The sequence below is a fragment of the Paraburkholderia fungorum genome, from assembly GCF_902833645.1.
Taxonomy (GTDB): Bacteria; Pseudomonadota; Gammaproteobacteria; order Burkholderiales; family Burkholderiaceae; genus Paraburkholderia; species Paraburkholderia fungorum.
Window position 1 is genome coordinate 65,413 of sequence record NZ_CADFGE010000016.1, and the last position, 24,614, is coordinate 90,026.

General features: G+C 63.1%; 20 protein-coding genes and 1 pseudogene. 12 read left to right on the forward strand and 9 right to left on the reverse strand.

The features are described from left to right. Positions 1-13 precede the first annotated feature (13 nt). The 4 genes and pseudogenes from HWX91_RS35330 (at position 14) to HWX91_RS35345 (ending at position 5,047) form a co-directional block, all read left to right on the forward strand. Positions 14-1,237, forward strand: coding sequence for an efflux RND transporter periplasmic adaptor subunit (locus HWX91_RS35330; protein ID WP_028200264.1), 1,224 nt, complete (start codon positions 14-16; stop codon positions 1,235-1,237). Positions 1,238-1,335: 98 nt separating this feature from the next. Further along, complete coding sequence (locus HWX91_RS35335; protein ID WP_042277271.1) at positions 1,336-2,802, forward strand: efflux transporter outer membrane subunit; 1,467 nt, start codon at positions 1,336-1,338, stop codon at positions 2,800-2,802. A 93-nt stretch (positions 2,803-2,895) separates the two neighbouring features. After that, on the forward strand, positions 2,896-3,582 hold the full coding sequence (locus HWX91_RS35340; RefSeq protein WP_028200263.1) for a heavy metal response regulator transcription factor: 687 nt from the start codon (positions 2,896-2,898) through the stop codon (positions 3,580-3,582). Beyond that, positions 3,579-5,047, forward strand: a pseudogene (locus tag HWX91_RS35345) (heavy metal sensor histidine kinase). The gene HWX91_RS35340 and the pseudogene HWX91_RS35345 overlap by 4 nt, the downstream one beginning before the upstream one ends. Here the strand turns inward: HWX91_RS35345 and dinB are convergent. The 4 genes from dinB to HWX91_RS35365 form a co-directional block, all read right to left on the reverse strand. Continuing rightward, on the reverse strand, positions 5,014-6,180 hold the full coding sequence (gene dinB, locus HWX91_RS35350) for a DNA polymerase IV (protein ID WP_028200262.1): 1,167 nt from the start codon (positions 6,178-6,180) through the stop codon (positions 5,014-5,016). The pseudogene HWX91_RS35345 and the gene dinB sit on opposite strands and share 34 nt — an antisense overlap. Before the next feature lie 178 nt (positions 6,181-6,358). Then, on the reverse strand, positions 6,359-7,501 hold the full coding sequence (locus HWX91_RS35355) for a substrate-binding domain-containing protein (protein WP_028200261.1): 1,143 nt from the start codon (positions 7,499-7,501) through the stop codon (positions 6,359-6,361). A gap of 95 nt (positions 7,502-7,596) precedes the next feature. Beyond that, on the reverse strand, positions 7,597-8,598 hold the full coding sequence (locus HWX91_RS35360) for an ABC transporter permease (RefSeq protein ID WP_028200260.1): 1,002 nt from the start codon (positions 8,596-8,598) through the stop codon (positions 7,597-7,599). Beyond that, positions 8,595-10,229 (reverse strand): sugar ABC transporter ATP-binding protein, encoded by a 1,635-nt coding sequence (locus HWX91_RS35365; RefSeq protein WP_042277248.1) that lies wholly within the window; start codon positions 10,227-10,229, stop codon positions 8,595-8,597. The genes HWX91_RS35360 and HWX91_RS35365 overlap by 4 nt, the downstream gene beginning before the upstream one ends. Positions 10,230-10,480: 251 nt before the next feature. Here HWX91_RS35365 and deoC point away from each other — a divergent pair, with 251 nt between their 5' ends. The 7 genes from deoC (at position 10,481) to HWX91_RS35400 (ending at position 19,866) form a co-directional block, all read left to right on the forward strand. Further along, complete coding sequence (gene deoC, locus HWX91_RS35370; protein WP_028200259.1) at positions 10,481-11,491, forward strand: deoxyribose-phosphate aldolase; 1,011 nt, start codon at positions 10,481-10,483, stop codon at positions 11,489-11,491. A 16-nt stretch (positions 11,492-11,507) separates the two neighbouring features. Continuing rightward, positions 11,508-13,910, forward strand: a complete 2,403-nt coding sequence (locus HWX91_RS35375) for an aldehyde dehydrogenase family protein (protein ID WP_028200258.1) — start codon at positions 11,508-11,510, stop codon at positions 13,908-13,910. A 120-nt stretch (positions 13,911-14,030) separates the two neighbouring features. Then, positions 14,031-14,993: a ribokinase gene (locus tag HWX91_RS35380; RefSeq protein WP_028200257.1), complete on the forward strand. Its 963-nt coding sequence runs from the start codon at positions 14,031-14,033 to the stop codon at positions 14,991-14,993. Positions 14,994-15,026: 33 nt separating this feature from the next. Beyond that, entirely contained in the window at positions 15,027-16,100 is a 1,074-nt protein-coding gene (locus tag HWX91_RS35385; RefSeq protein ID WP_028200256.1) for an ABC transporter permease, read from the forward strand. 112 nt (positions 16,101-16,212) lie between these two features. Then, positions 16,213-17,217 carry an autoinducer 2 ABC transporter substrate-binding protein gene (locus tag HWX91_RS35390; RefSeq protein WP_028200255.1) on the forward strand — a complete coding sequence of 335 codons (1,005 nt, stop codon included), beginning with the start codon at positions 16,213-16,215 and terminating at the stop codon, positions 17,215-17,217. Between the two features lies 1 nt (position 17,218). Then, a complete protein-coding gene (locus tag HWX91_RS35395) occupies positions 17,219-18,778 on the forward strand; it encodes a sugar ABC transporter ATP-binding protein (protein WP_028200254.1) in 1,560 nt (519 codons plus the stop codon). A 29-nt stretch (positions 18,779-18,807) separates the two neighbouring features. Continuing rightward, positions 18,808-19,866, forward strand: a complete 1,059-nt coding sequence (locus HWX91_RS35400; protein WP_028200253.1) for an ABC transporter permease — start codon at positions 18,808-18,810, stop codon at positions 19,864-19,866. A gap of 39 nt (positions 19,867-19,905) precedes the next feature. Here the strand turns inward: HWX91_RS35400 and HWX91_RS35405 are convergent, their stop codons facing one another. The 4 genes from HWX91_RS35405 to HWX91_RS35420 form a co-directional block, all read right to left on the reverse strand. Next, positions 19,906-20,631, reverse strand: coding sequence for a DeoR/GlpR family DNA-binding transcription regulator (locus HWX91_RS35405; RefSeq protein ID WP_028200252.1), 726 nt, complete (start codon positions 20,629-20,631; stop codon positions 19,906-19,908). 259 nt (positions 20,632-20,890) lie between these two features. Further along, on the reverse strand, positions 20,891-21,469 hold the full coding sequence (locus HWX91_RS35410; RefSeq protein ID WP_028200251.1) for a YceI family protein: 579 nt from the start codon (positions 21,467-21,469) through the stop codon (positions 20,891-20,893). Between the two features lie 48 nt (positions 21,470-21,517). Beyond that, positions 21,518-22,081 (reverse strand): YceI family protein, encoded by a 564-nt coding sequence (locus HWX91_RS35415; protein WP_042277270.1) that lies wholly within the window; start codon positions 22,079-22,081, stop codon positions 21,518-21,520. Between the two features lie 127 nt (positions 22,082-22,208). Continuing rightward, entirely contained in the window at positions 22,209-22,763 is a 555-nt protein-coding gene (locus HWX91_RS35420) for a cytochrome b (protein ID WP_028200249.1), read from the reverse strand. A gap of 293 nt (positions 22,764-23,056) precedes the next feature. Between HWX91_RS35420 and HWX91_RS35425 the strand changes: the two genes are divergently transcribed. Further along, positions 23,057-24,304, forward strand: coding sequence for an arsenic transporter (locus HWX91_RS35425; RefSeq protein WP_028200248.1), 1,248 nt, complete (start codon positions 23,057-23,059; stop codon positions 24,302-24,304). Here HWX91_RS35425 and HWX91_RS41420 read toward each other — a convergent pair. Next, positions 24,301-24,432: a hypothetical protein gene (locus tag HWX91_RS41420; protein WP_390417776.1), complete on the reverse strand. Its 132-nt coding sequence runs from the start codon at positions 24,430-24,432 to the stop codon at positions 24,301-24,303. The two genes, HWX91_RS35425 and HWX91_RS41420, sit on opposite strands and share 4 nt — an antisense overlap. Positions 24,433-24,614 lie beyond the last annotated feature (182 nt).

The following is a 24,614-nucleotide window of genomic DNA, read 5'->3' on the forward strand; positions in this document are numbered from 1 at the left end:
ATGACTGACTGAGATGACCGAAAAAACTCATGCATCGCTGGCGATTCCCGCGCGGGAGACCGAAGGCGGCCACAGCTTGCCGCCGCGCAATCGCGAATGGAAGCGCGCCAAAATCGCCGTCTGGATCGTGCTGGCGCTGCTCGCCGTGGGGGCATTGCGCACCGTGGTCGCGAACATTCTGCAGAGCCGCGCAGTCGTCGCCACGACAACGCAGAACGCCACGCAGTACGTGAACGTGGTCAGCCCGACGGAAACGGGCGGTGGCGGCCATACCTTGCTGCCGGGCACGCTGCGCGGCTATGTCGAGTCGCCGATCTACGCGCGCGCCACCGGCTATCTGCTGCACTGGTACGTCGATATCGGCGCTCGCGTGAAGCAAGGTCAACTGCTTGCGGATCTGGACACGCCGGAAATTGACCAGGAACTCGCGCAGGCTCTCGCGCAGCGTCAACAGGCCAGTTCGAGTCTCGAGCTTGCCAAAAGCTCGGCGCAACGCTGGCAGCAACTGCGTCAACGCGATGCGGTCTCGCAGCAGGAACTCGACGAACGGCAGAGCGCTTACACGCAGGATGTCGCCAATCTCGCCGCCGCCGACGCCAATGTGAAGCGCCTCCAGCAACTCGAATCGTTCAAGCGCATCGTCGCGCCGTTTGCGGGCGTGGTCACGCAGCGCAATGTCGACGTCGGCGATCTGATCGATGCGGGCAGCGGCACGAGCCGCGCGTTGTTTGCTCTTGCGCAGTCGGACCCGTTGCGAGTCTATGTGCAACTGCCGCAGGCTTACGCGCAGAACGTGTCGGTCGGACAGGACGTGGTGGTCACGCAGGCTGAACTGCCGGGTCAGCAGTTCCACGGCAAGATCACGCACATCTCCGGCGCGATCGACGTACCAACCCGTTCACTGCAGATCGAAGTGACCTTGCCGAATCCCGACGGCACGCTGCGGCCCGGCGCCTATGTGCAGGTTGCGGTGCCCGCGGCCGCTCATGCGCAATTGTCGGTGCCGGGTAATGCGCTGCTGTTTCGCGCCGAAGGTCCGCGGCTCGCGGTGGTCGATGCGAAGGGTAATGTGACGTTGCGCAAAGTGGTGATCGCGCAGGACCTGGGGCAATCGCTCGAAATCGAGAGCGGCATCGAGGCGAGCGACAAAATCATCATCAACCCGAGCGATTCGATCTCGGACGGCGATCATGTGCAGATCGCGCCGCCGCAGAAAAACGGCAAGGGGGCGTCGTGATCGCGAAGCAGGCGGGCGCTGACCGGGCACTCACATCACGAACGTCACACGCGTCACGCAGTGCGCTTGCGGCACTCGCGGCCGCCGCAAGCGCGGCATTGCTGGCCGCATGCACCGTCGGCCCGGATTATCAGCGACCGCAAGCCGAAGTGCCGCCGGACTGGCAAACCGATTCGTACTGGCGCGTCGCGGCGCCTTCGCATGCACCGATGTCGCCGGACTGGTGGAGCGCGTTCGGCGACCCGACGCTCACCGCGCTGGAAACGCAGGCTCTGGCGCAGAATCAGACGCTGGCCGCGGCAAGCGCGCATTATGAGCAGGCCAAAGCGACGCTCGCCAACACCCGTGCGCAGCAGATTCCCGAGGTCGATCTGAGCGCGACCGGCTCGCGCTTCCGCATTTCACAGAACCGGCCGCAAACGAATTACGCCACGCCGACTGTGTCGACGGTGCAGAACAACGTGCAGCTCGGCCCGACCATCAACTACGACACCGATCTATTCGGCCGGATACGTCGCGAGGTGGAAGGCGCCACGGCTTCGGCGCAGCAATCGGCCGACGACCTCGCCAACGCGCGCCTCGTCCTCACTACCGATCTCGCCACCGACTATTTCTCGCTGCGTGAACTCGACGCCGAGATCGACGTGCTGAATCAATCGGTGAAACTGCAGCAGAAGGCGCTCGATTACGTCACGGCCGAGCACGATCTCGGCTCGGTGTCCGGGCTCGACGTGCTGCAGCAGAAGTCGCTGCTCGATTCGACCCGGGTGCAGGCGCAACTGCTGCTGAATCAGCGCGCGCAGCAAGAGCACGCGATTGCCGCGCTGATCGGCGTACCCGCGCCGCAGTTCGCAATCGAGTCTCGCGTGCTCGCCACGCAGGTGCCGCCGATTCCGCTTGGGCTGCCGAGCGACGTATTGCAACGGCGCCCGGATATCGCCTCGGCCGAGCGCGCGATGGCGGCCGCGAACGCGCAGATCGGCGTCGCCAAGGCGGCGTTTTTCCCGAGCCTGACGCTGACGCCGGGCATCGGCTGGGAAAGCACGCAGTTCGCCAGCCTGCTGAGCGCGCCAACGCTGATGTGGACGCTCGGCGCGACGGTCGGCCAGGTGTTGTTCGACGGCGGCCGCCGCGCGGCCAACGTGAAATACGCGAGCGAAGGCTACAAGGCGACCGAGGCGAACTATCGGCAAACCGTGCTGAACGCATTCCAGCAGGTGCAGGACGGCATCACCGGTCTGTCGGTGCTGGACGGCGCGGCGAAGCAGTCGCACGAGGCGGTGAGCGATGCGCAGCATCTGCTGGCGCTCGCCAACGATCGTTATTCGGGCGGCCTCGTCGCCTATCTCGACGTCATCACCGCGCAGCAGTCGCTGCTCACCAGCGAGCGCCAGGACGTGCAGATTCATGGTCAGCAGATGACGCTGTCGGTGTCGCTGGTGAAGGCGCTCGGCGGCGGCTGGGAGGGTGCCGGCACGGACATGTCGGGCACGCAGCGGCCCGGCGATGCAACCAACGCAACGAACGCAACGAACACGAAGGAGGCGATGGTTCCCGCGAAGTGAGCCGCCCGACGAATGACACGGCCAGACAGGAAGGCGGGAAACGGGAAACGGAAAACGAGGCGTTTCGTATAATGCAGATACAAGGGGATGCGCATGAAATTGCTGATCGTTGAAGACGAGCATAAGGTGGTGGACTACCTGCGCTCCGGTTTGACAGAGCAAGGCTGGGTCGTCGACGTCGCGCTCGACGGCGAGGAAGGCATGCATCTGGCCACCGAATTCGATTACGACGTAATCGTCCTCGACGTGATGCTGCCCAAACGCGACGGTTTCAGCGTGCTCAAGGCGCTGCGCATGCGCAAGTCGACCCCGGTCATCATGCTGACGGCGCGCGATCATGTGAACGACCGCGTGCGGGGTTTGCGCGAAGGCGCGGACGACTACCTCACCAAGCCCTTTTCCTTTCTCGAGCTGGTCGAGCGGTTGCATGCATTGGCGCGCCGCACGCGCTCGCAGGAATCCACATTGATTTCCGTGGGCGATTTATTCGTCGATCTGATCGGCCGGCGCGCCACCCGCGACGGCGTGCGTCTCGATCTGACCGCCAAGGAATTCCAGTTGCTCAGCGTGCTGGCGCGCCGCCAGGGCGACATTCTCTCGAAGACCGCGATTACCGAACTCGTGTGGGACGTCAACTTCGACAGCCATACGAACGTGGTCGAAACCGCGATCAAGCGGCTGCGCGCCAAACTCGACGGCCCGTTTCCCTCGAAGCTGCTGCACACCGTGCGCGGCATGGGCTACGTGCTCGAAGTACGTGAAGAGGCGGAGCAAACATGAACCGTTCTATTGCACGCCGCCTTGCGCTGATGTTCGCGCTGGTGGCGCTGCTCGTGTTCACGCTGGTAGGAACCGGGCTCTTTGTGGTGTTGCGCACGCAACTTCAGCATCACCTGCGCGAGTCGCTCGACGATCGCACGGAGATCGCGCGCATCATCGTCTCTCATGCGGTGACGCCGGAAAAGTGGCGCATGGCGCGTGAAAAACTCACCGACATGACGCCGCGCGACGGCAGCACCATCTATGCGGTGTCGAGTGCCGATCCGTATTTCCACTACGGCAAGCTGGTCGAAGGCCCAGTGGTATCGAGCTGGGCGGGCGGCTACGCGACTATTGCACCAGCCGGCGGCGGCGCGGACATGCTGACTATCACCGTGCCGATAGCGGCTAATGGCGCCCGCCCAGCGGTGCAATTGCAGGTCGCCGCCAGTTGTTCGCCCAACTTCCGCACCATGCGCGTGTTCGGCTCGGCGCTCGCCGCGCTGTCCGCGTTGGGCAGTCTCGCCGTGCTGCTGCTGAGTTACTCGGTCACCCGGCTGGGTCTCGCGCCGTTGACGCGCCTGACGCGAGATGCGTCCGCAGTGAGCCCGAACAACCGCTCGCAACGTCTGAATACCGCTTCGCTGCCGCTCGAACTGAACGATCTGGCCAACTCCTTCAACGGCGCACTCGAACGTCTGGACGGCGCTTATGGCCGCCTCGAATCGTTCAACGCGGACGTCGCTCACGAACTGCGTACGCCGGTGACGATTCTGATCGGTCAGACCGAAGTGGCATTGACGCGCAACCGCTCGGTCGACGATTTGCGTCATACGCTGCAATCGAATCTCGAAGAGTTCGAACGCCTGCGCGCGATCATCAACGACATGCTGTTCCTCGCCCGTGCCGACCAGGGCGAGCGCGCGACGGGGCTCGTCGAAGTGTCGCTGGCCGCGGAAGTCGCGCACACGCTGGAGTTTCTGGAGATCCCATTTGAAGAAGCCCGCGTGCACGCGCAGTTGCGCGGCGATGCGGTGGCGCGCGTGAACCGCTCGCTCTTCGGGCGTGCGTGCACGAATCTGCTGATGAACGCGATCCAGCACTGCGCGCCTGGCGCGGCGATCACGGTGACGATTTCGAACACGCCGGATCAGGTGCGCGTGGCGGTGGCCAACCCTGGCGAGCCCATCGAGCCGGGCGTGCTCGAACACCTGTTCGACCGCTTCTATCGCGCGGAAGTGTCTCGCACCAATAGCCGCGAAAACCACGGGCTGGGTCTCGCGATCGTGAAGGCGATTGCGGAGATGCATCGCGGCGCGGTGTCGGCGGAAAGCGCGAACGGGATCAATACGTTCACGTTTTCGATTGCGGCCTCGAGTGTGGAAACCAGCGCCCCGGCGGCACGCGCGAATGCCGGTGTCGCGGCGGTGGCCGCGGGTTAATCGTCGCGGGTCAATCGTCGTTGGTGAAAGGCAAATCGGCCTGAACCGGTACGCGCGTCTTCACCGTTTGCGCATTGGCCGGTGTCAATGCGCTGACGCGCACACCCAGCAGCCGCAGCTTGCGGTTCAATTCCACCCGTCGCAGACACTCGGTTGCCGCGCGCCGGATCTCGGTGGCGTCGGCCGTCGGTTCGTCGAGCGTCAGGTCGCGCGTGACCGTGCGGAAATCGTCGTAGCGCAGCTTGATACCCACCGTGCGGCCCACATAGCCCTTCCTCACCAGGTCTTCCGCGACCCGCACGCACAAGCCGGTAAACGAACTGGACAGGGCCGGCCGATCGTGGCGCGGATGCAGATCGCGTTCGAAGGTCGTCTCGCGGCTCATCGACTTTGGTTCCGATTCGACCACCACCGGCCGCTCGTCGTAGCCTTGCGCGACTTGCATGAGCCAGGCCGAGTAGCTGCGTCCGAAGTGATCCTGCAACAGGCCCGCGTCTGCCGCCGCCAGATCGCCGACCGTGGCGAGACCGAGCGCGGTGAGCTTCTCCGCCGCCTTCGGTCCGATCCCGTTGACCTTGCGCACCGGCAACGGCCACACCCGCAGCGGCACGTCCTCCGGCGTCAGAATCGTGAGGCCGTCGGGTTTGTCGAGTTCGGAGCCGACCTTCGCCAGCAGCTTGTTCGGCGCGACGCAGATGGAGCAGGTGAGGCCGGTTGCCTGATTGACGGCCTGCTTGATGCGCGCGGCGATCTCGCGCGGCTCGCCGGGCAGCTCGGTGAGGTCGATGTAGATTTCGTCGATGCCGCGGTCTTCGATCCGGTCCGTGAAGGTCGCGACCGCCGCCTTGAACAGGCGCGAGTAGTGGCGATACGACTCGAAATCGGTGGGCAGCAGAATCGCATCCGGCGCGAGCACGGCGGCTTTCATCATGCCCATCGCGGAGAACACGCCGAGCGCGCGGGCTTCGTAAGTGGAGGTGGTCACCACGCCGCGGCCCGCGTAATCGCGCAGCTTTGCGAAGCGGCGGCTGCCGTCTTCAAGCGTTTGCGGCGCGCCGTTGCGCCCGCCGCCGATCACCACCGCCTTGCCGCGCAGTTCGGGATAGCGCAGGAGTTCGACTGACGCGTAGAACGCGTCCATGTCCAGATGCGCAATACGGCGGCTTGCAGAACTCATGGATGGCGGATGGAATGACGGCACGGGACGCGAGCATAACAGTCGATGCGTGGCCCGTTGCCCGATGGTATGGCTGCTGCGTTGGGCGCCCGACATATCAGCCGTGACGGGCTGTACGCCGGGCGCCAAACCATAATATTACCTTGCTCCGCCCGGGCAAGGTGTCACGCGGCCAGCGTCAACCGCAAGCCGGCTTGGCTTTCTTGCATGCGTCCGCAAGCTGCGGCGGCGGGTCCTTCTTGAACACCGTCTTGTACGATTCGAGCACATTCGACTGAACCACCGGCAAAGACTGCACGCCGATCCAGGCCGGCGGCGTCTGGCCGATCAGCGCCTTCATCATCGCCATGGCCTCGGCCACGCCCTGATCGTACGGACGTTGCGAGCCGGTTGCCTTCAGCGGTCCGCCCTTGGCGATCTCGATTGCGGATTGCAGACCGAGGTCGACTGTCGTGACGGGAATATTCACCCCTTGTGCCCGCATCGACGTCAGCGTGTCGAGCGCCGGTTGATCCCAGACGGCGAACAGACCCTTGACGTCCGGATTGCCGGTCAGGAAATCGCCCGCGATCTGCCCCACCTTGGACGGATCCGTAAACGCGACCTGCTTGATCTTGATGTCGGGACGATTTTTCTTGAACCAGTCGTTGACAGCCTTGGTGCGCTCCGTCGTGCTGAAGTAGTCCACGCCGAAATTCACGAGCCCGATGGTGCCGCCTTGCGGCACGCACGAGGCGAGCACCTTCGCCGCGATCTGGCCGTTGCCTTCGCTGTCGGCGGAAATCATCGACGCGTATTGCTCGGGATGCTTCAGGCCGGTCGGCACGTTGTCCATGAACACGAGCTTGATACCGGCTTCGGACACTTTCTTGTAGGTGGCGGCCGTCGCCGTACCGTCGACCGGAATCGAGATGATGCCGTCGGGATGGCGCTGAATGGTGTTCTCGATGTCCGCGATCTGCTTGTCGACCTGGTATTCCGCCGACGCCGTGCCGATCACTTCCACACCGTACTTCTTGAGCGTATCCGTGATGCCTTGCACCTGCAGTTGCGACCAGTCGAGATTCATGGTCTGCATCGAAATACCGACCTTGAATTTGCCGGCCTTGATTTTGGCGATGTCGGCGTCGCTCAGCTTGACGGCATCCACCGAGGCCGCTTTTTCGCCGTTCGGCCCTTGCCCGACAATCGTCTTCGGACCGATCGATCCGACCGGCAGACTCGTCACGCATTGCGCGTAGGCGCCCGGCGTTGCCAGCGCCATGAGGGCGGCCGCCATGAGAGTGGGTAGAACGTATCCAGAGCCACGACGATGTTTCATGTTTCTTCTCCGTTGGTCTTCATGTTGGTGTTACGTCTCCTGCCATTCACGAACAGCGCGGGCACGCGAACTCATACGCGATCGACTTGCCCTCGTCACTTTCTGGTGAAGGCCACCGCCGCGACGATGATGGCCCCCTTGATCACCAGCTGCAGCGATGAACTGACACCGAGCAGCACCAGCCCGTTGTTGAGCGTGCCGATGATGAGACTGCCGAGCAGCGTGCCGAGCACGAAGCCGCGGCCCCCGAACAGACTGCAGCCGCCGAGCGTCACCGAAGCGATCACGTCGAGCTCCATGCCTTGCACGACGTCGGGCCGTGCCGCATGCGAGCGCGCCGAGAGCACGAGTGCGGCGAGTCCGGCCAGCATGCCGGTGAGAATGAAGGCGAGGGTGGTCACGCGTCGCGTGTTGATGCCGGAGTAGAGCGCCGCCGTCGGATTGCCGCCGGCGGCATAGATCTGCCGGCCGAACACGCTGTAATGCAGCAGCAGGATGCCGGCGATCACGGTCAGCACGGTCCAGACGATCGGTACCGGCACACCGGCAATGTCGCCCTCGCCGAAGATCGCGATGAACGAGTCGTTGGTGATGATCTCCGGCCGCGTGGTCGTCACCATCAGGGCGAGTCCGCGTGCGGCGCTCAAGGTGCCGAGCGTCACGAGAAAGGAGGGGATGTTCAGCCGCGTGCTCACGACCCCGTTGATCGCGCCGACAAGCGCACCGGTGCCGATGCCGGCAATCGCGCCGACGATCCAGTTGTCGCCGACATGCGCCATGGCAAGCGCCGCGGACATGCCCGACAGCGCCAGGGTCGAGCCCACTGAGAGATCGATTTGCCGCGCGATGATCACAAAGGTCATGCCGACAGCGATGATCGACACGAGCGCGGTTTGCCGGCCGATATTCAGGAAGTTATCGATGGAGAGAAACCAGGGCGACGCGAAACTGAACACCACCAGCAGGATGGCGAACGCGCCGTACAGTGCATAGGGCCGCTCGCCTTGCAGCAGGAGTTGCGCGATGCGCCGCATGCGGCTCTTGCGCGGTGGCGATGCCTGCCGTTCGGCCGTCATCGGCGAGACAGAATCGTTCATTTTGAATGCGCCCTGGAAGAAGTCCCGTCGAGGGACTCGATGGAGGAACGGGACAACTGGATCAGGTGATGAAGCGCCTCGGCGTTGGCGAGATCGGCACGCTCAATGGTCCTGACGATCGATCCGTCCACGACGATCGAAATCCGCGCGCACAGGCGCAGCAGCTCGTCGAGGTCTGAGGACACGACGAGCACGCCGGTGCCCGCGTGCGCGGCGTCCTGGATCACGTCGTAGATCTCCTCGCGCGCGCCGACGTCCACGCCGACTGTCGGTTCGTCGAGCAGAAGAACCTTGGGACGCGGGTGATTCCACTTCGCAAAGACCACTTTCTGCTGGTTGCCGCCTGAGAGAAACTTGACCGGGGTCGACGAGCCCGGCGCCTTGACGGCCAGTTCCTTCATCGAGTGCTTCGCCTGATTGACGGCCGCCTGGCTGCGCAGCCACCCCCAACGCGAGAATTGCGGCAAGCGCGGCAAGGTCAGATTGCGCTCGATCGAATGGTCGAGAACGAGCCCCTCGAGATGACGGTCTTCCGGCACCAGCGCGACCCCGAGCCGGATGGCTTCGGCCGGCGTCATACGCGCGCGGGATTGACCTTCGATCACGATCGCGCCTGCCTCGATCGTGCGAATGCCAAAAATGGTTTGCAGGATCTCCGTGCGTCCGCTGCCGATCAATCCCGCAAGCCCGTGGATCTCGCCGCGGCGAATCAGCAGGTCGACGTGGCGAAGCCTGTCGTTGCTGACGTTCGACAACTTGAGTACGGGCGCGGCAGCGGCATGGAAGGTCGCGAGGGTCTGCTGTCCGGGAAACGGTTCGTCACCCGCCATGCCGGCAGCCGTCCGCTCCCGCGCCTGCAAGGCCGCATGACCGGGTCCGACGATGGCTGCGACCAGTTGCTTCATATCGGTGTGCGCGGTCTGGAACACCCCTGCGTTGGCTCCGTCGCGAAACACGGTGACACGCTGCGAAATCCTGAACACCTCGTTCAGACGATGCGTCACATAGATCACACCGACGCCGCGCTCTGTGACCGCGCGAATCGCGTCGAACAGAATCTGTTCCTCGCCGCCGGTCAGCGCCGAGGTCGGTTCGTCGAGAATCAGCACGCGCACGTCGCCCATCAGCGCCTTGCAGATTTCGGTCATTTGCCGGTAAGCGAACGGCAATGCGCCAACCGGCGTGCGCGGGTCGAGCGGGATGCCATGCGAGTGGAGGAATTCGCGGACGGTGGCCATCAGTTGCCGGTTCTTCACGAAACCGAGACGGGTGCGGGGCTCGCGCCCCAGCATCAGATTTGCGCCGACCGACAGCGATTCGACCAGGCTCAGATCCTGATAGACCACGGCAACGCCGGCTTCACGCGAGCGCGCCGGCGAGTCGAACGCCACTTTCTGGCCGGCAATCTCGATGACGCCGTCGTCATAGGCATGCACGCCGCTGAGAATCTTGATCAGAGTGGATTTGCCGGCGCCGTTTTCGCCGAGCAACGCATGGACTTCGCCGGGCAATACGTCGAGGCTGACGCCGCGCAGCGCCTGCACGCCACCGAATCGTTTGGTGACGCCCGCAACACGGATCAATGGAACCTGAGGCGATGACGCGGCCGCGACCGCAACCGGCTCACTCATCTGACACGTCTCCTTCGTCGATACGGCGGAATCTTTCTCTTTGTATGGCGCTGATGGCCGAAACCGTTTTGTGATCTTCGCATCATGAATATGGTGCGTCAATAACATTTGTCCCGTACCGCAGCGCTTGACATCGGATTGTGTGACGATTGAATCGGAAAGCTTGTGAGAATTCTATCAATCGTTGTAGCATAACTGCGAACAAACTTGTCGGCGGCCGTTGTGCGCCGCGTCAAATTTCCGGATGCCTTATGCCTGAAGCCCCTGTGCTTTCTTCTTCGGTCGTCACGCTGCGCGGCGGCCCGCTGGTTCATCCGGTGCGTAATCCGGGCCTGCCGTTCGACGCGTCCTGGCTGGACGGCTTGCGGGTCAATCAGTCCGCCGTCGAGCGGCGCACGGCCACGCTCGGAACCCGCCGCAGCGTCAAGAAAGACGCCCAGGCAGCGTGGCTGCTGAAGGCTGTCACCTGTATCGACCTCACCACGCTTAACGGCGACGACACCGAAGGGCGCGTGCGCCGCCTTTGCGCGAAGGCGCGCCAGCCCGTGCGGGCCGATCTGCTCGAAGCGCTCGGCATCGCGCCGCACGGCATCACCACGGGCGCGGTGTGTGTTTATCACCGCTTCGTCGCGGCGGCGGTGGATGCGCTGCAGGGCAGCGGCATTCCGGTCGCCGCCGTATCGACAGGATTTCCGGCCGGACTGATTCCGCATCCGCTGAAGCTGAAAGAGATCGAGGCGTCGGTGGCGGACGGGGCGCAGGAAATCGACATTGTCGTCACGCGTGAATATGTGCTGACCGGCAACTGGCAGGCGCTCTACGACGAGGTGCGCGAGTTCCGCGCGGCCTGCGGTCCGGCACACCTGAAGGCGATTCTGGCCACCGGCGACATCCGCACGCTCTCCAACGTGGCGCGCGCCTCGATGGTCTGCATGATGGCCGGCGCCGACTTCATCAAGACGTCGACCGGCAAGGAAGGGGTCAACGCCACGCTGGACGTCTCACTGGTGATGGTGCGCATGATCCGCGAATACCAGCAGCGCACGGGTGTGCCGATCGGCTTCAAGCCGGCGGGCGGCGTGTCGAGCGCGAAGTCCGTGCTGTCCTATCAGATCCTCATGAAGGAAGAACTGGGCCGTCCGTGGCTCGAACCGGAACTGTTCCGGATCGGCGCATCGAGCCTGCTGGCCGATATCGAACGCCAGCTCGAACATCACGTGAGCGGCCGTTACTCCGCTTTCAACCGCCACCCCGTAGCCTGAACAGAAGACCGATCTCATGAGCGTAGCCGAGTATTTTTCATCGATGGAGTACGGTCCCGCACCCGAGGACGATCGCCCTGCGCGCGCGTGGCTCGCGCAGCATGAAGCGGGCTTCGGGCATTTCATCGGCGGTGCGTGGCATGCGCCCGCTGCCGGCGAGCGTTTCGTCTCGCACGCGCCTGCCACGGGCGAGCGGCTCGCGGATATCGCGCAAGGCGACGCGGCCGATGTCGACGCGGCCGTGGCCGCCGCGCGTGCCGCGCAGCCGGGCTGGCTCGCGTTGGGCGGCGCCGGCCGGGCACGCCATCTGTATGCGCTGGCACGCATGGTGCAGCGGCATAGCCGCCTCTTTGCCGTGCTCGAAGCACTCGACAACGGCAAGCCGATCCGTGAAACACGCGATATCGACGTACCGCTCGTCGCGCGGCACTTCCTGCATCACGCGGGGTGGGCGCAATTGCAGGAGAGCGAATTCGCCGATTACGCGCCGCTCGGTGTGATCGGCCAGATCGTGCCGTGGAATTTTCCGCTGCTGATGCTCGCGTGGAAGATCGCACCGGCGATCGCGATGGGCAACTGCGTCGTGTTGAAGCCGGCCGAATACACACCGCTCACGGCGCTGCTGTTTGCCGAACTCGCGCACCGGGCCGGTTTGCCGGCCGGCGTGCTGAACATCGTGACGGGCGACGGCCGCACCGGCGCCGCGCTCGTCGATCATCCGCAAGTGGACAAGATCGCGTTCACGGGGTCGACCGAAGTCGGGCGTCTGATACGCGCGGCCACGGCCGGCTCGGGCAAATCGCTGACGCTCGAACTCGGCGGCAAGTCGCCGTTCATCGTATTCGACGACGCGGATCTCGACGGCGCCGTCGAAGGAGTTGTCGACGCGATCTGGTTCAACCAGGGGCAGGTTTGCTGCGCGGGCTCGCGCCTGCTGGTGCAGGAGGGCATCGAAGCGCGTTTCATCGCGAAGCTGAAGCGCCGCATGGAAACGCTGCGCGTGGGCAACTCACTCGACAAGAGTATCGACATCGGCGCGATCGTCGATCCGGTGCAGCTCGAACGTATTCAGTCGCTGGTGGAAACCGGCCGGCGTGAAGGCTGTGCGGTGTGGCAGTCGCCCGATACGGCGATGCCTGCCGGCGGCTGTTTTTATCCGCCTACACTCGTTACCGGCGTGGCGCCGGCTTCCATTCTGGCGCAGGAAGAAATCTTCGGACCGGTGCTGGTCGCCATGAGTTTTCGCACACCGGACGAAGCAATTGCGCTTGCCAATAACTCGCGCTACGGACTCGCTGCGAGCGTGTGGAGCGAAACCATCGGCCGCGCGCTCGATATCGCGCCGCGCCTTCTCTGCGGGGTGGTGTGGATCAACGCGACCAATCTGTTCGATGCGGCCGTTGGTTTCGGGGGGTATCGCGAGTCGGGCTATGGCCGGGAAGGCGGTCGCGAGGGTATCTACGAATATCTGAAGCCGCGCGCCTGGCTCAAGCTGGCCGCCCGTCGGGACGCGCGCACCGAACGCGCTGGACAGGCAGCCGCCCCAGGCGAGCCCGGGTCGTTGTCGAACGTCACGCTGATCGACCGTACTGCGAAGCTTTTCATCGGTGGCAAGCAGGTGCGTCCGGATAGCGGCTATTCGTTGCCGGTTCATGCGCCGGATGGCACCCTCGTCGGTGAAGTGGGTGAGGGCAATCGTAAGGATATTCGCAACGCGGTCGAAGCGGCGCGCGCGGCGCAGAAATGGTCGCAGGCGAGCACGCATAACCGTGCCCAGGTGCTGTTCTATCTCGCGGAGAATCTGGCCGTTCGTGCGGACGAGTTCGCGCGGCAACTGGTGACGAGAAACGGCGCCACGGAAGCGGCGGCGCATGCGGAAGTCGAGGCGGCGGTAGCACGCCTCTTTACTTACGCGGCGTGGGCCGACAAGTTCGACGGCGCCGTGCATACGCCGCCACTGCGCGGTGTCGCGCTGGCCATGCACGAGCCGCTTGGCGTGATCGGTATCGCCTGTCCGGACGAAGCGCCGTTGCTCGGCTTCGTTTCGCTGGTGGCCCCCGCGCTGGCCATGGGTAATCGTGTGGTGGTCTTGCCGAGTGCGGCGTGCCCGCTCACCGTGACCGATTTTTATCAGGTAGCCGAGACTTCAGATGTGCCGGGCGGTGTGCTGAACATCGTCACGGGTGAGCGCGGTGCGCTGTTGCCCGCGCTTGCCGCACACGACGACGTCGATGCGCTCTGGTGTTTCGGTTATGCGGCGGATTCGACGCTCGTCGAGCGCGAGTCGGTTGGTAATCTGAAGCGGACATTCGTCGATTATGGCCGCCAGTTCGACTGGTTCGACCGTTCGAGCGAAGGCCGCCCGTTTCTGCGTCAGGCCGTGCAGGTGAAGAATATCTGGATCCCGTACGGAGACTGACCGCGAGACCCACAGGGTGTCGAAACCCAATGCACGCCAACCAGAAAATGGAGGAGACAACGTGCTGAAGAAACTGGATTTGCGGTTGTTGTTGCAGGTTTTGCCTCGAGGGGAATGCCAATGAACGCGCCGGTACAACGAAACGGGCGTGTCGTCATTCTGGGCATCTACGTCACGGACCTGACGTTTCGTGCCGCGCGCATGCCCCTGATCGGCGAGACGATTGCCGGCTCGGCATTCGCAATGGGCCCGGGCGGCAAGGGCTCGAATCAGGCGGTGGCGGCGGCGCGCGCCGGCGCCGAGGTGGTGTTCTGCACTCGCATCGGCAACGATGCATTCGGCGAGATTGCGCGTAAAACGTGGGCCACGGAAGGCATTACGGCACGCGCGTCGGTGATCGAGGGCGTCTCCACGGGGGCGGCGCATATCTTCGTCGACGACACCACCGGCACGAACGCGATCATCGTCGCTTCCGGTGCGGCCGGTACGATGAATGCAGCCGACGTCGACGCAATCGAAGCCGACATTGCCGCTGCGCGCGTATTCGTCACGCAACTCGAGCAGCCGCTCGCGGCGGCGCGCCGCGGCCTCGAAGTAGCGCGCCGACACGGCGTTATCACCGTGTTCAATCCGGCGCCCGCGTTGCCGCTCGACGACGACATCTTCCCGTTGTGCGATTACATCACCCCCAACGAAACCGAGGCCGCCGCGCTCACCGGCGTGCCGATCGCGAATGCCGACGACGCGCGTCGTGCCGCCGACGTGCTGCTCGCCAAAGGCGTAGGCGCGGTCATCGTGACGCTGGGGGAAAGCGGCGCGCTGCTGCACTCGCCGACCCAGTCGGTGCTCGTACCGGCCTATCGCTGCGGCCGCGTGGTGGAGACCGCCGGTGCGGGCGACGGCTTCGCGGCCGCACTCGCACGCGGCGACGACGCGGTAGCCGCACTGCGCTTCGGCTGTGCACTCGCGGGCATTTCCGTCACGCGCGCGGGTACGGCGCCTTCCATGCCGACGCTCGACGAGGTGAATCGCGTGCTGAATCAGCCGGCCGAACTGTCTCCGGCAAGCTCGCCGCTGTCCTGATCATTGCGAAGACTCAAGGAGATCGTGTTCACCATGAAGTCCTCGTTTATCACTGGCAACGCTGGAAAAATGTTCGGCGACCGGCAACTGAATTTTCTGCTGATCGTCAACGTACTCGTCGTGCTGGCCGCAACCTGGCTTTCGCGCGGGCAATTCGTCGATATCGACAACCTGCAGTCGATGGGCGGGCAGTTACCCGAACTCGGGCTGCTCGCGCTCGGCATCATGTTGTCGATGGTGTCGGGCAACGGCGGAATCGACCTGTCGGGTGTGGGGCTCGCGAACCTGTCCGGGATGGTCGCCGCGCTCGTTGTGCCGCGCTTCGTCAGCGGCGACGACTCACCGGTGCTCTATACGTCGCTCTTCTGCGTGATCGTCGTGGTGACGGGGCTGCTTGGCGGACTGCTGAACGGCGTGGTCATCGCGCGTCTGCGGCTCACGCCGATTCTCTGCACGCTCGGCACGCAACTGGTGTTCACGGGTTTTGCGGTCGTACTCAGCAACGGCGCATCGGTGCATGTCGACTATGTCGACCCCTTGTCGAATATCGGTAACGGCACCGTGTTTCAGGTGCCGATCGCGTTCTGCATCTTTATCGCCGCCGTGATCGTGCTGGGATGGCTGCTCAAGCGCAGCCCGTTCGGTTTGCGCCTCTATCTGATGGGCACCAATCCGAAGGCCGCGTTCTACGCCGGCATTCCGCGTGCGCGGATGCTGATCACGACCTATGCGATGTGCGGCGTGCTGGCCTCGCTCGCCGGTCTGATCAGCGCGACTCATACGTCGAGCGCGAAATGGGACTACGGCAACTCCTATCTGCTGATCGCCATTCTGATCGCGGTGATGGGCGGTGTGAATCCGTCCGGCGGCCACGGCCGCATCATCTGCGTGTTCTTTGCCGCCACCGTACTGCAGTTCCTCTCCAGTCTGTTCAATCTGCTGGGCGTGTCGCAGTTTTTCGGCGATTGCGCATGGGGTTTTCTGTTGCTGCTGTCGCTCGCGTTCGCGGGCGGCGAGCGGGTGCGCGCGATCTTCGGTTTCGGCGGCGGTGGCGGCGGAGGTGGAGGTAGTACCGCAGGTTCCGGCGGCACGGCGCCGAAACATTAGCGTGCAGCACGGACGCGAGGCGCAGGCAAGGTTTCAGTACGCGGCGGACAACGAGCCCTGGCTGTCCGTGACGGTGAAGTGGGGCGACATCGAACCATAAAGGAGACATCGCATGAAATTGACTCGACTGGGTACCGCGCTCGCAGCAGGCGCCCTTACGGTGGGCGTGATTGCCGCTGCGCACGCGGCAACCAACGAGACGATCGTCACGGTCGTCAAGGTGACCGGTATTAACTGGTTCAACCGGATGGACGAGGGCGTCAAGCAATTCGCGAAGGACAACCCGGGTGTGACCGCGTATCAGACCGGCCCTGGACGGGCGGATGCCGCACAGCAACTGAAGATCATCGAAGACCTGATCGCGAAGAAAGTCACGGCGATTGCGGTGGTGCCCTACGATCCGCCGACACTCGAACCGGCCTTGAAGAAGGCGATGGATCGCGGCATCAAGGTGGTGACCCATGAGGCCGACAACGAAAAGAACACGATGGTCGATATCGAGGCATTCGACAACACGGCCTACGGTGCCGGCCTGAACGAACGACTCGCTTCATGCATGCACAACGAAGGCAAGTGGGCCGTGCTGGTCGGCTCGCTCGGCAGCCGCTCGCAGGTGCAATGGGCCGACGGCGGGATCGGCAACGCCAAGGCAAAGTATCCGAAGATGGATCTGGTCGAACCGAAACTCGAAACCAACAACGACGGCGAACGCGCCTATGAAGTCGCGAAGGAAGTGCTGCGCAAGCATCCGGACCTGAAGGGCTTCCAGGGCTCCTCCTCGCTCGACGTGATCGGTATCGGCCGCGCGGTCGAAGAAGCCGGCATGCAGGGCAAGATCTGTGTGTACGGCACGGGCCTGCCGACTGAAGCAGGCAAGTTCCTTGAGAGCGGCGCGATCAACGGCATCGCATTCTGGGATCCGAAGCTGGCGGGCATCGCGATGAACAAGATTGCGCAGATGCTGATCGACGGCAAGACGGTCGAGAACGGCGCCGATCTCGGCATTCCGGGCTATACGAAAGTTACCGTGGCCAAGGGGCCGGGCAAGGGGATCATTGTGCGCGGCCAGGGCTGGGTGAACGTCGACAAATCGAACTACAAGCAGTATCCGTTCTGATATGAGTGAAGACGCAACGTCACCGCCGTCATCGCGTTCCGGTACGCCGCAACCGTTTCTTGAGGTTGTCGGCGTGCACAAGCGTTTCACCGGCGTGCATGCCTTGCGCGGGGTGAGCCTGTCGTTCGAGCGCGGTCAGATTTATCACCTGCTCGGCGAAAACGGCTGCGGCAAGAGCACCCTGATCAAGATCATCTCCGGCGCGCAGCCGCCCGACGAAGGTGAGCTCGTGATCGAAGGCGTTCGGCATGCGCGGCTTTCCGCGCTGGAATCGCTCGCGGCGGGCATCGAGACCGTCTATCAGGATCTCTCGCTGCTGCCCAACATGAACGTGGCGGAAAACGTTGCACTTACCGCCGAGCTGGCCACGCACGCAGGCCGGCTCGCGCGGACCTTCGACCGCCGGGCGCTCGCGCGCACGGCAGCGCGAGCGCTGGAATCGGTGGGCCTGCCTGGCGATGCGCAATTTCAGGCGACCCTGATCGAGCAATTGCCGCTTGCCACGCGCCAGCTCGTTGCCATTGCGCGCGCGATTGCGAGCGAGGCAAAGTTCGTCATCATGGACGAGCCCACCACCTCGCTCACGCAGAAGGAGGTCGACAATCTGATCGCCGTGCTCGCGAATCTGCGCGCGCAGGGCGTGACGGTGCTGTTCGTTAGCCACAAGCTCGACGAATGCTACGCGATCGGCGGCGAAGTCATCGTGCTGCGCGACGGCCAGAAAATGGCGCAGGGGCCGATCGCGCAATTCACCAAAGCGCAGATCAGCGAGCTGATGACAGGGCGCCATCTGTCGAACGAGCGCTATCGTGAAGGCGCGTTCAGCCGGGAGGTCGTGCTCGACGTGCGCGGCTTCACGCGCGCGGGCCAATTCAGCAACGTGTCGTTCGCGCTGCATGGCGGCGAGATTCTCGGCATCACCGGTCTGCTCGATTCGGGGCGCAACGAACTTGCTCGTGCACTGGCAGGTGTTGCGCCGGCGCAATCGGGACAGGTGATGCTCGACGGCAAGGCGATTTCCTTGCGTACTCCCTCGCACGCGAAACATCATCGCATTGGCTACGTGCCGGAAGACCGCCTGAACGAAGGGCTGTTTCTCGACAAGCCGATCCGCGACAACGTGATTACCGCAATGATCTCGAGCCTGAGGGACCGCTTCGGCCAGATCGACCGCACGCGCGCGCGAGCGCTTGCCGAACAGACGGTGAAGGATTTGCAGATCGCGACACCCGGTGTCGACAAACCCGTGCAGTCGCTCTCGGGCGGCAATCAGCAGCGCGTGCTGATTGGCCGCTGGCTCGCCATCGATCCACGCGTGCTGATTCTGCATGGGCCGACGGTTGGCGTCGACGTCGGCTCGAAAGACATTATCTACCGCATCATGCAACGCCTGTCGCAACGCGGCATCGGCATCATTCTGATCAGCGACGACCTGCCCGAGTTGCTGCAGAACTGCGACCGCATCCTGATGATGAAGAAGGGGCGCGTGGCAAGCGAATATCAGGCCGACATGCTGAGCGAAGCCGACCTGTATCGCGCGCTGCTTTCGGAAGCCGCATAAAGCACGCCGCATAAAGGACGCCGACACCCATGAACTCGCGGATCCCTTCGCGCATGAACCAGACCATGACCACCCCGAGCGTTGTTGAAGTCGCCCCCGAGGTCAAGCCACCCACCTTGATGGCGAAGCTCTCTCGTAACCCCGAATGGTTCACTGTCGCCTTGATTGCGGCGACGTGTGTGATTGTCGGCACGATCAATCCACGCTTCTTTCAGCTCGCGACTTTATTCGATCTGCTGCATTCAGCTACCACGATGTCGCTTTTCGCGCTGGGCACGCTAGTCGTGCTTGCGTCTGGCGGTATCGACGTCTCGTTTACGGCAATCGCCGCGCTGACGATGTACGGCATCACGAAGGCGGTGTTTGCATGGTGGCCGGATGCGCCGTTCGCATTGATCCTGATCACCGGTGCGCTGGGCGGCGTGCTGCTCGGTCTCATCAACGGCCTGCTGGTGCATCGCCTGAAAGCGCCTTCGCTGATCGTCACGATCGGCACGCAGTATCTGTATCGCGGCCTGCTGCTGACGTTCATCGGCACGACGTTTTTCATGAACATTCCGCACAGCATGGATCATTTCGGCCGGATTCCGCTGTTTTTCTATCACACCAGCGAAGGTCTGCGCGCCGTGCTGCCTGTCTCGGTGCTGGCGCTGGCGGTGGCCGCCGCCGTTACGTGGTGGCTGTTGAACCGGACCATGATGGGGCGCGGCGTCTATGCGATGGGCGGCAGCCTCGCGATCGCCGAGCGGCTCGGCTACAACCTGCGCGCGATCCATCTGTTCGTGTTCGGTTATACCGGCATGCTCGCCGGGATTGCGGGCATTCTGCATGTATCGAACAACCGGCTTGCGAATCCGTTCGATCTGGTGGGCTCGGAACTCGATGTGATCGCCGCGGTGATTCTGGGCGGTGCGCGCATTACGGGCGGCACGGGCACGGTGGCCGGCACCTTGCTCGGTGTGGTGCTGGTCACGCTGATCAACAGTGTGCTGATTCTGGTTGGGGTGCCGAGTACCTGGCAGAAGGTGATTATCGGTGCGTTTATTCTGATCGCGGGGACGTTGTTCGCCTTGCAGCGCAAGAGCTGAAAACCGGCCGCCCGGCGTGGTGCCGGGCTGCAAGTGTATTCATTTGCGCTTGCGAAGCTCCTGGCCTTTTTCGGTGATGATGGAATCGAAGTCGTCGACTTGCGAGAAGCGCACCGCCTTGACGACGCCGAACTTGCTCTGATCCACCACCAGATGCCGTTCGACGGCACTTGCCATGGCTGCCTGCTTGAGCGCGACTTCGTGAAAATTCCAGCATGTGACGCCGCGCGCGCTGTCCACGCCGCCCGCGGAAATAAATGCCTTGTTGATGCCCATACGGCGCAGCATCTCCAGACTCTCTTCGCCCGCAAACGAATCTGAAGACGGCACGTAGACGCCGCCCAGCAGGATCATCCGCACATTCGGCTTGCGCCGCAGAATCTCCGCCACGTTCAGCGAATAGCAGACCACGGTGACGTGACGCTCAAGCGGAATCAGACGCGCCAGCGTGGTGAGCGTGGTGCCGCAATCGATGAAGATCGTTTCGTGGTCGACAACGAGTTTCGCCGCAATCGCGGATGCTTCCGCCTTGGCCTGCGCGAAGTGATCCTGCTCGGCTTCGAGTGAATAGCCGGCGGTATTGGGTACGTCGGTCGCGCTGACAATGTAGCCGCCGAGATACGTGAATCGTTCCGGACTGCCTGCGATGTCGCGCCGGACAGTCATCTCCGATACGTTCAGCAGGGTGGCGGCGTCGCGCAGGCGCATGACGCTCTGCTTGGCCAGCGCATCGGCGAGGGCGCGGAGGCGGTCGGGTTTCAGCATGGATGTCCTGTCGCGCAGTAGGGAGAGGCGTTATGTTTTGTTCGAGTTGATGGGAGAATTATAACAAGAGCGTGTCAGCGCGGCGAGCCTGTTTGAGCCTCGATTAAGCCTCGAATATGAAGACTTCGACGAATTGGGGGGATGGTCTGGACGAATCGACCGTCGGCATCACGGCATGACGGCAAGGTCGAATGGGGAGGTGGGAAGCGGTACGACTGTTTGCCGCTCGCGCGTGACGCGAGCGGGCGGGGAGCAATGATTACTGCTTGATGCCTTCAGCCTGAATATGCAATGTGGTTTGCATCTTGAAGCCGTAGGTCTTGCCGAAGTCGATGCCGAAATCGTCGCGATTGAACGTCGCGGTCGATTCAGTGCCGCACACTTCGCGCTTGAGCATCGGGTTGATGAAGCACTTGAACGATTCGATCTTCAGGTTGAGCGGTTTGGTGACGCCGTGCATGGTCAGGGTGCCGATCACTTCCACCGGCTTGTCGCCGTCGAAGCGGATTTGCGTGCCCTTGTAGGTCGCGCTCGGATACTTGGCCGCGTCGAAGAACTTGTCCGTGACCAGTTCAGCGTCGAGCTTGTCGTTACCGATATCCACCGAGCTCATGTCGATCGTCACGTCTACCGTGCCGGTCTTTGCCGCGCGGTCCAGCACCACGGTGCCGCTGCTTTTCTTGAACTTGCCGCGCCAGATCGACAGTCCGCCGAAGTGATCGGTTTCGAAGCTCGGGTAGGTATGCGTGGGATCGAGCTGATATGTATCGGCGGCCATGGCGTTGAACGACAAAGCGGTGGCCAGCGCGCCTGCGGCGAGCAAAAGTTGTTTTTTCAAGTGATTCTCCAGGTTTCAGAAAGTGCTGCGACGCTTCGGTGTGTTGCGTTACTTCTTCGAAGCGACGATGTGAAATTTGATGACGACTTCGTCGGCGACAACCGACGTGTCTTTCCATTCGCCCGTGCCGACATCGAACTGCGAGCGCTTGATCGGCAAGGTGCCGTCGAAGGTTTGAGTGTTGCCCTGGCTGGCGATCGTAACCGGCACCACCACGGTCTGCGATTTGCCTTTGATGGTGAGCTTGCCGGTGATCCTGTACTGATTGCCGCCGGCCGGCGCGATCGCGCTCGAAACGAAAGTCGCGGCCGGCCAGGTCGCGCTGTCGAACCATTCCTTGCCTTGGGCCTGTTTGTTGTAGTCGTCCGCACCGAGGTCGTAACTGCCGGTGTCGATCGAGACGCTGGCGCTGCCGGCGGTCGGCTTCGCCGGATCGAAATTCAGCTGCGCCGAGAACTTTTTGAATTTGCCGTCCACCGGCACGTTCATCTGCTTCGTCGTGGCGATCACGCTGCTTTTGCTCGTGTCGACATCGGCGTGCGCGAGGCTTGCGCCGAAGAACGAGAGGGCGGCGGCGCCGGCCAGAATGGAGTGGTAGAGAGTTGATTTCATCGTGGTACGCATCCTATCGAACTCATGCGCGCTGATTGCGCACTACGGGGAATTAGATTGCCAACTGGCTGTGGCCAATCGGCTGTGACCAGACCGCGACCCGGCTGTGGCCCGGCTGATGCCTGTGTTACTTGAGGAACGGAATCATCCGCGCGAGTAATCCGTCGCGGTCGACAAACTGATGCTTGAGCGCCGCCAGTACATGCATGACAACGAGCGCCAGCAGCGTGTAGTTGAGCAGTACGTGGACGGTGCGCAGGCTTGCCTTGAGCGCCTGGTCGGGGCCGATCAAGGTGGGCAGCGGTACGATGCCGAGGTACACCACCTGAATGCCCGCGGCCGAGCTATAGAGGTAGCCGGATAGCGGAATGGCCAGCATCAGCACGTAGAGCACGCCATGCACGAGATGGGCCGCCGCCTTCTGCCACGTGGGTGTCGCGCGATCGAGTGCAGGCGCGCGGTGCGTGGCGCGCCACAGCACGCGGGCCACGGCCAGCACGAAGACGGTCACGCCGATCCATTTGTGCCATGAGAAGTACTTCAGCTTGGTGGGCGTAAAGCCGGGGATATCGGTCATGATCCAGCCGATATAGAACCCGCAGATGATCAGCAATGCAATCAGCCAATGCAGGGCGATGGCAGGGCCGCTGTAACGCTCGACGTCTGAAGGACGGGGGTTCATGAATTCATGCTCGCTATTCGTGAGGCGCGTGATGCTTACCGCGTGCGCTATGTCGCGTGTGAATGCGGATGGTAGGGACGCCGATGAAAACTGAATAGACGGGCAGAAGAGAACAGATTGTTCTAGCCGTGGCGCTAATGAGGATGGAATAAACGCACGTGACCGCCTGCGGGGCGTGGCACGTCACTTGCACCCCGATTCCGGCTTTCTAGCGGTCATAGGTTATGCTGCGCTCCACGGCCGCGCTCGCGCGCCATCCAGATCATCCAGAATCAGAATCCAGGACTTGTCCATTGAATTCCGTCTTCCTATCCTGGGGTATTGCCATCGCCGCCACGGCCGGCGTCATTACCCGTCCGTTCAAATGGCCCGAGGCGGTGTGGGCCGTCGCCGGTGCGTTACTGCTGGTGTCGCTCGGCCTGCTGCCCGTCGACCTGGCCGTCGAGGCGGTCGGCAAAGGCACGGACGTCTACCTCTTCCTGTTCGGCATGATGCTGCTCTCGGAAGTCGGGCGTCGCGAAGGTCTGTTCGACTGGGTGGCGGTATTCGCGGTCAACCATGCCAAAGGTTCGCCGCGAAAGCTCTTTTTGCTGGTCTATCTGGTCGGCGTGGTCATTACCGCGTTTCTATCCAACGACGCGACTGCGGTCGTCCTCACGCCGGCGGTATTTGCCGCCGCCAAAAAAGCGAAGACGCATCCGTTGCCCCTGCTCTTCGTGTGCGCGTTCATCGCGAATGCCGCGAGTTTCGTGCTGCCGATCTCGAACCCGGCCAACATCGTGCTGTACGGCAATCACACGCCCGCGCTCGGCGCCTGGCTGCTGCGCTTCACGCTGCCTTCGCTGCTGTCGATCGTCGCGACCTATCTGCTGTTGCGCTGGACCCAGCGTGAGGCGCTCGCCGGTACTTGCGAGGCCGATCTGGAGCCCGTGGCGTTGTCGTCGAGCGGGCGCGTCGCGCTTGGCGGGATCGCGGTGACTGCCGTCGTGTTGCTGACGGTTTCCGCGTTCGATGTTCCGCTCGGCTTGCCCACCGCGATACTCGGCGCGCTGACCGCGCTGGTCGTGCTGGTCCAGGAGCGCAAATCGCCGCTGCCGATGATCCGGGAGATATCGTGGAGCGTGTTGCCGCTGGTCGCGGGCCTGTTCGTGCTGGTCGAAATGCTCGATCACACGGGCGTCATCAGGACGTTCGTCAATCTGCTGCAAGACGCGGCGCGGCACAATGAATTCTCGACGGCCGCTTGGGCGGGCAGCGTCATCGCGATCGGCAGCAATCTGATCAACAATTTGCCGGCCGGCCTGATCGCCAGTTCGACCGTGATGCAGGCGCATAGTCCGGAGCGGGTGATCGACGCGCTTTTGATTGGCGTTGATCTGGGGCCGAACCTGTCGATCACCGGCTCGCTCGCCACGATCCTCTGGCTCAACGCCATTCGTCGCGAGGGCGAGGACGTGAGTTTCATGAAGTTCCTGAAAGTCGGGGTCGTAGTGATGCTGCCGGCGCTCGCGCTGGCGCTTGCCGCGCGGATCCTGATCTAGGTTCCCGTCGGACGCAAGGGCGGCTTGGCCACCAGCGTCGGCACGGACTGTTCGAGCGATTGCAGCACAGCTTCGAGCCGCGCGAGGCGCGCGCGCTGGGCGGGCATCAATGATGTTCTTGGAAGCATGAGCAATCGCTGACGCCAATAGGACAACGGGATACGATCGTTAGCGGAGATCAGCCTAAATACGCGTTCGAGATGGGCGATTTCCTTATCTATGTGTTGGAAGCTCATCAAGCGTTCCTGAAGAAGAGGAATGGGCAACGAAGCGTTGTGGGCGGAATTCCATAAATTGGAAAGATCAGACC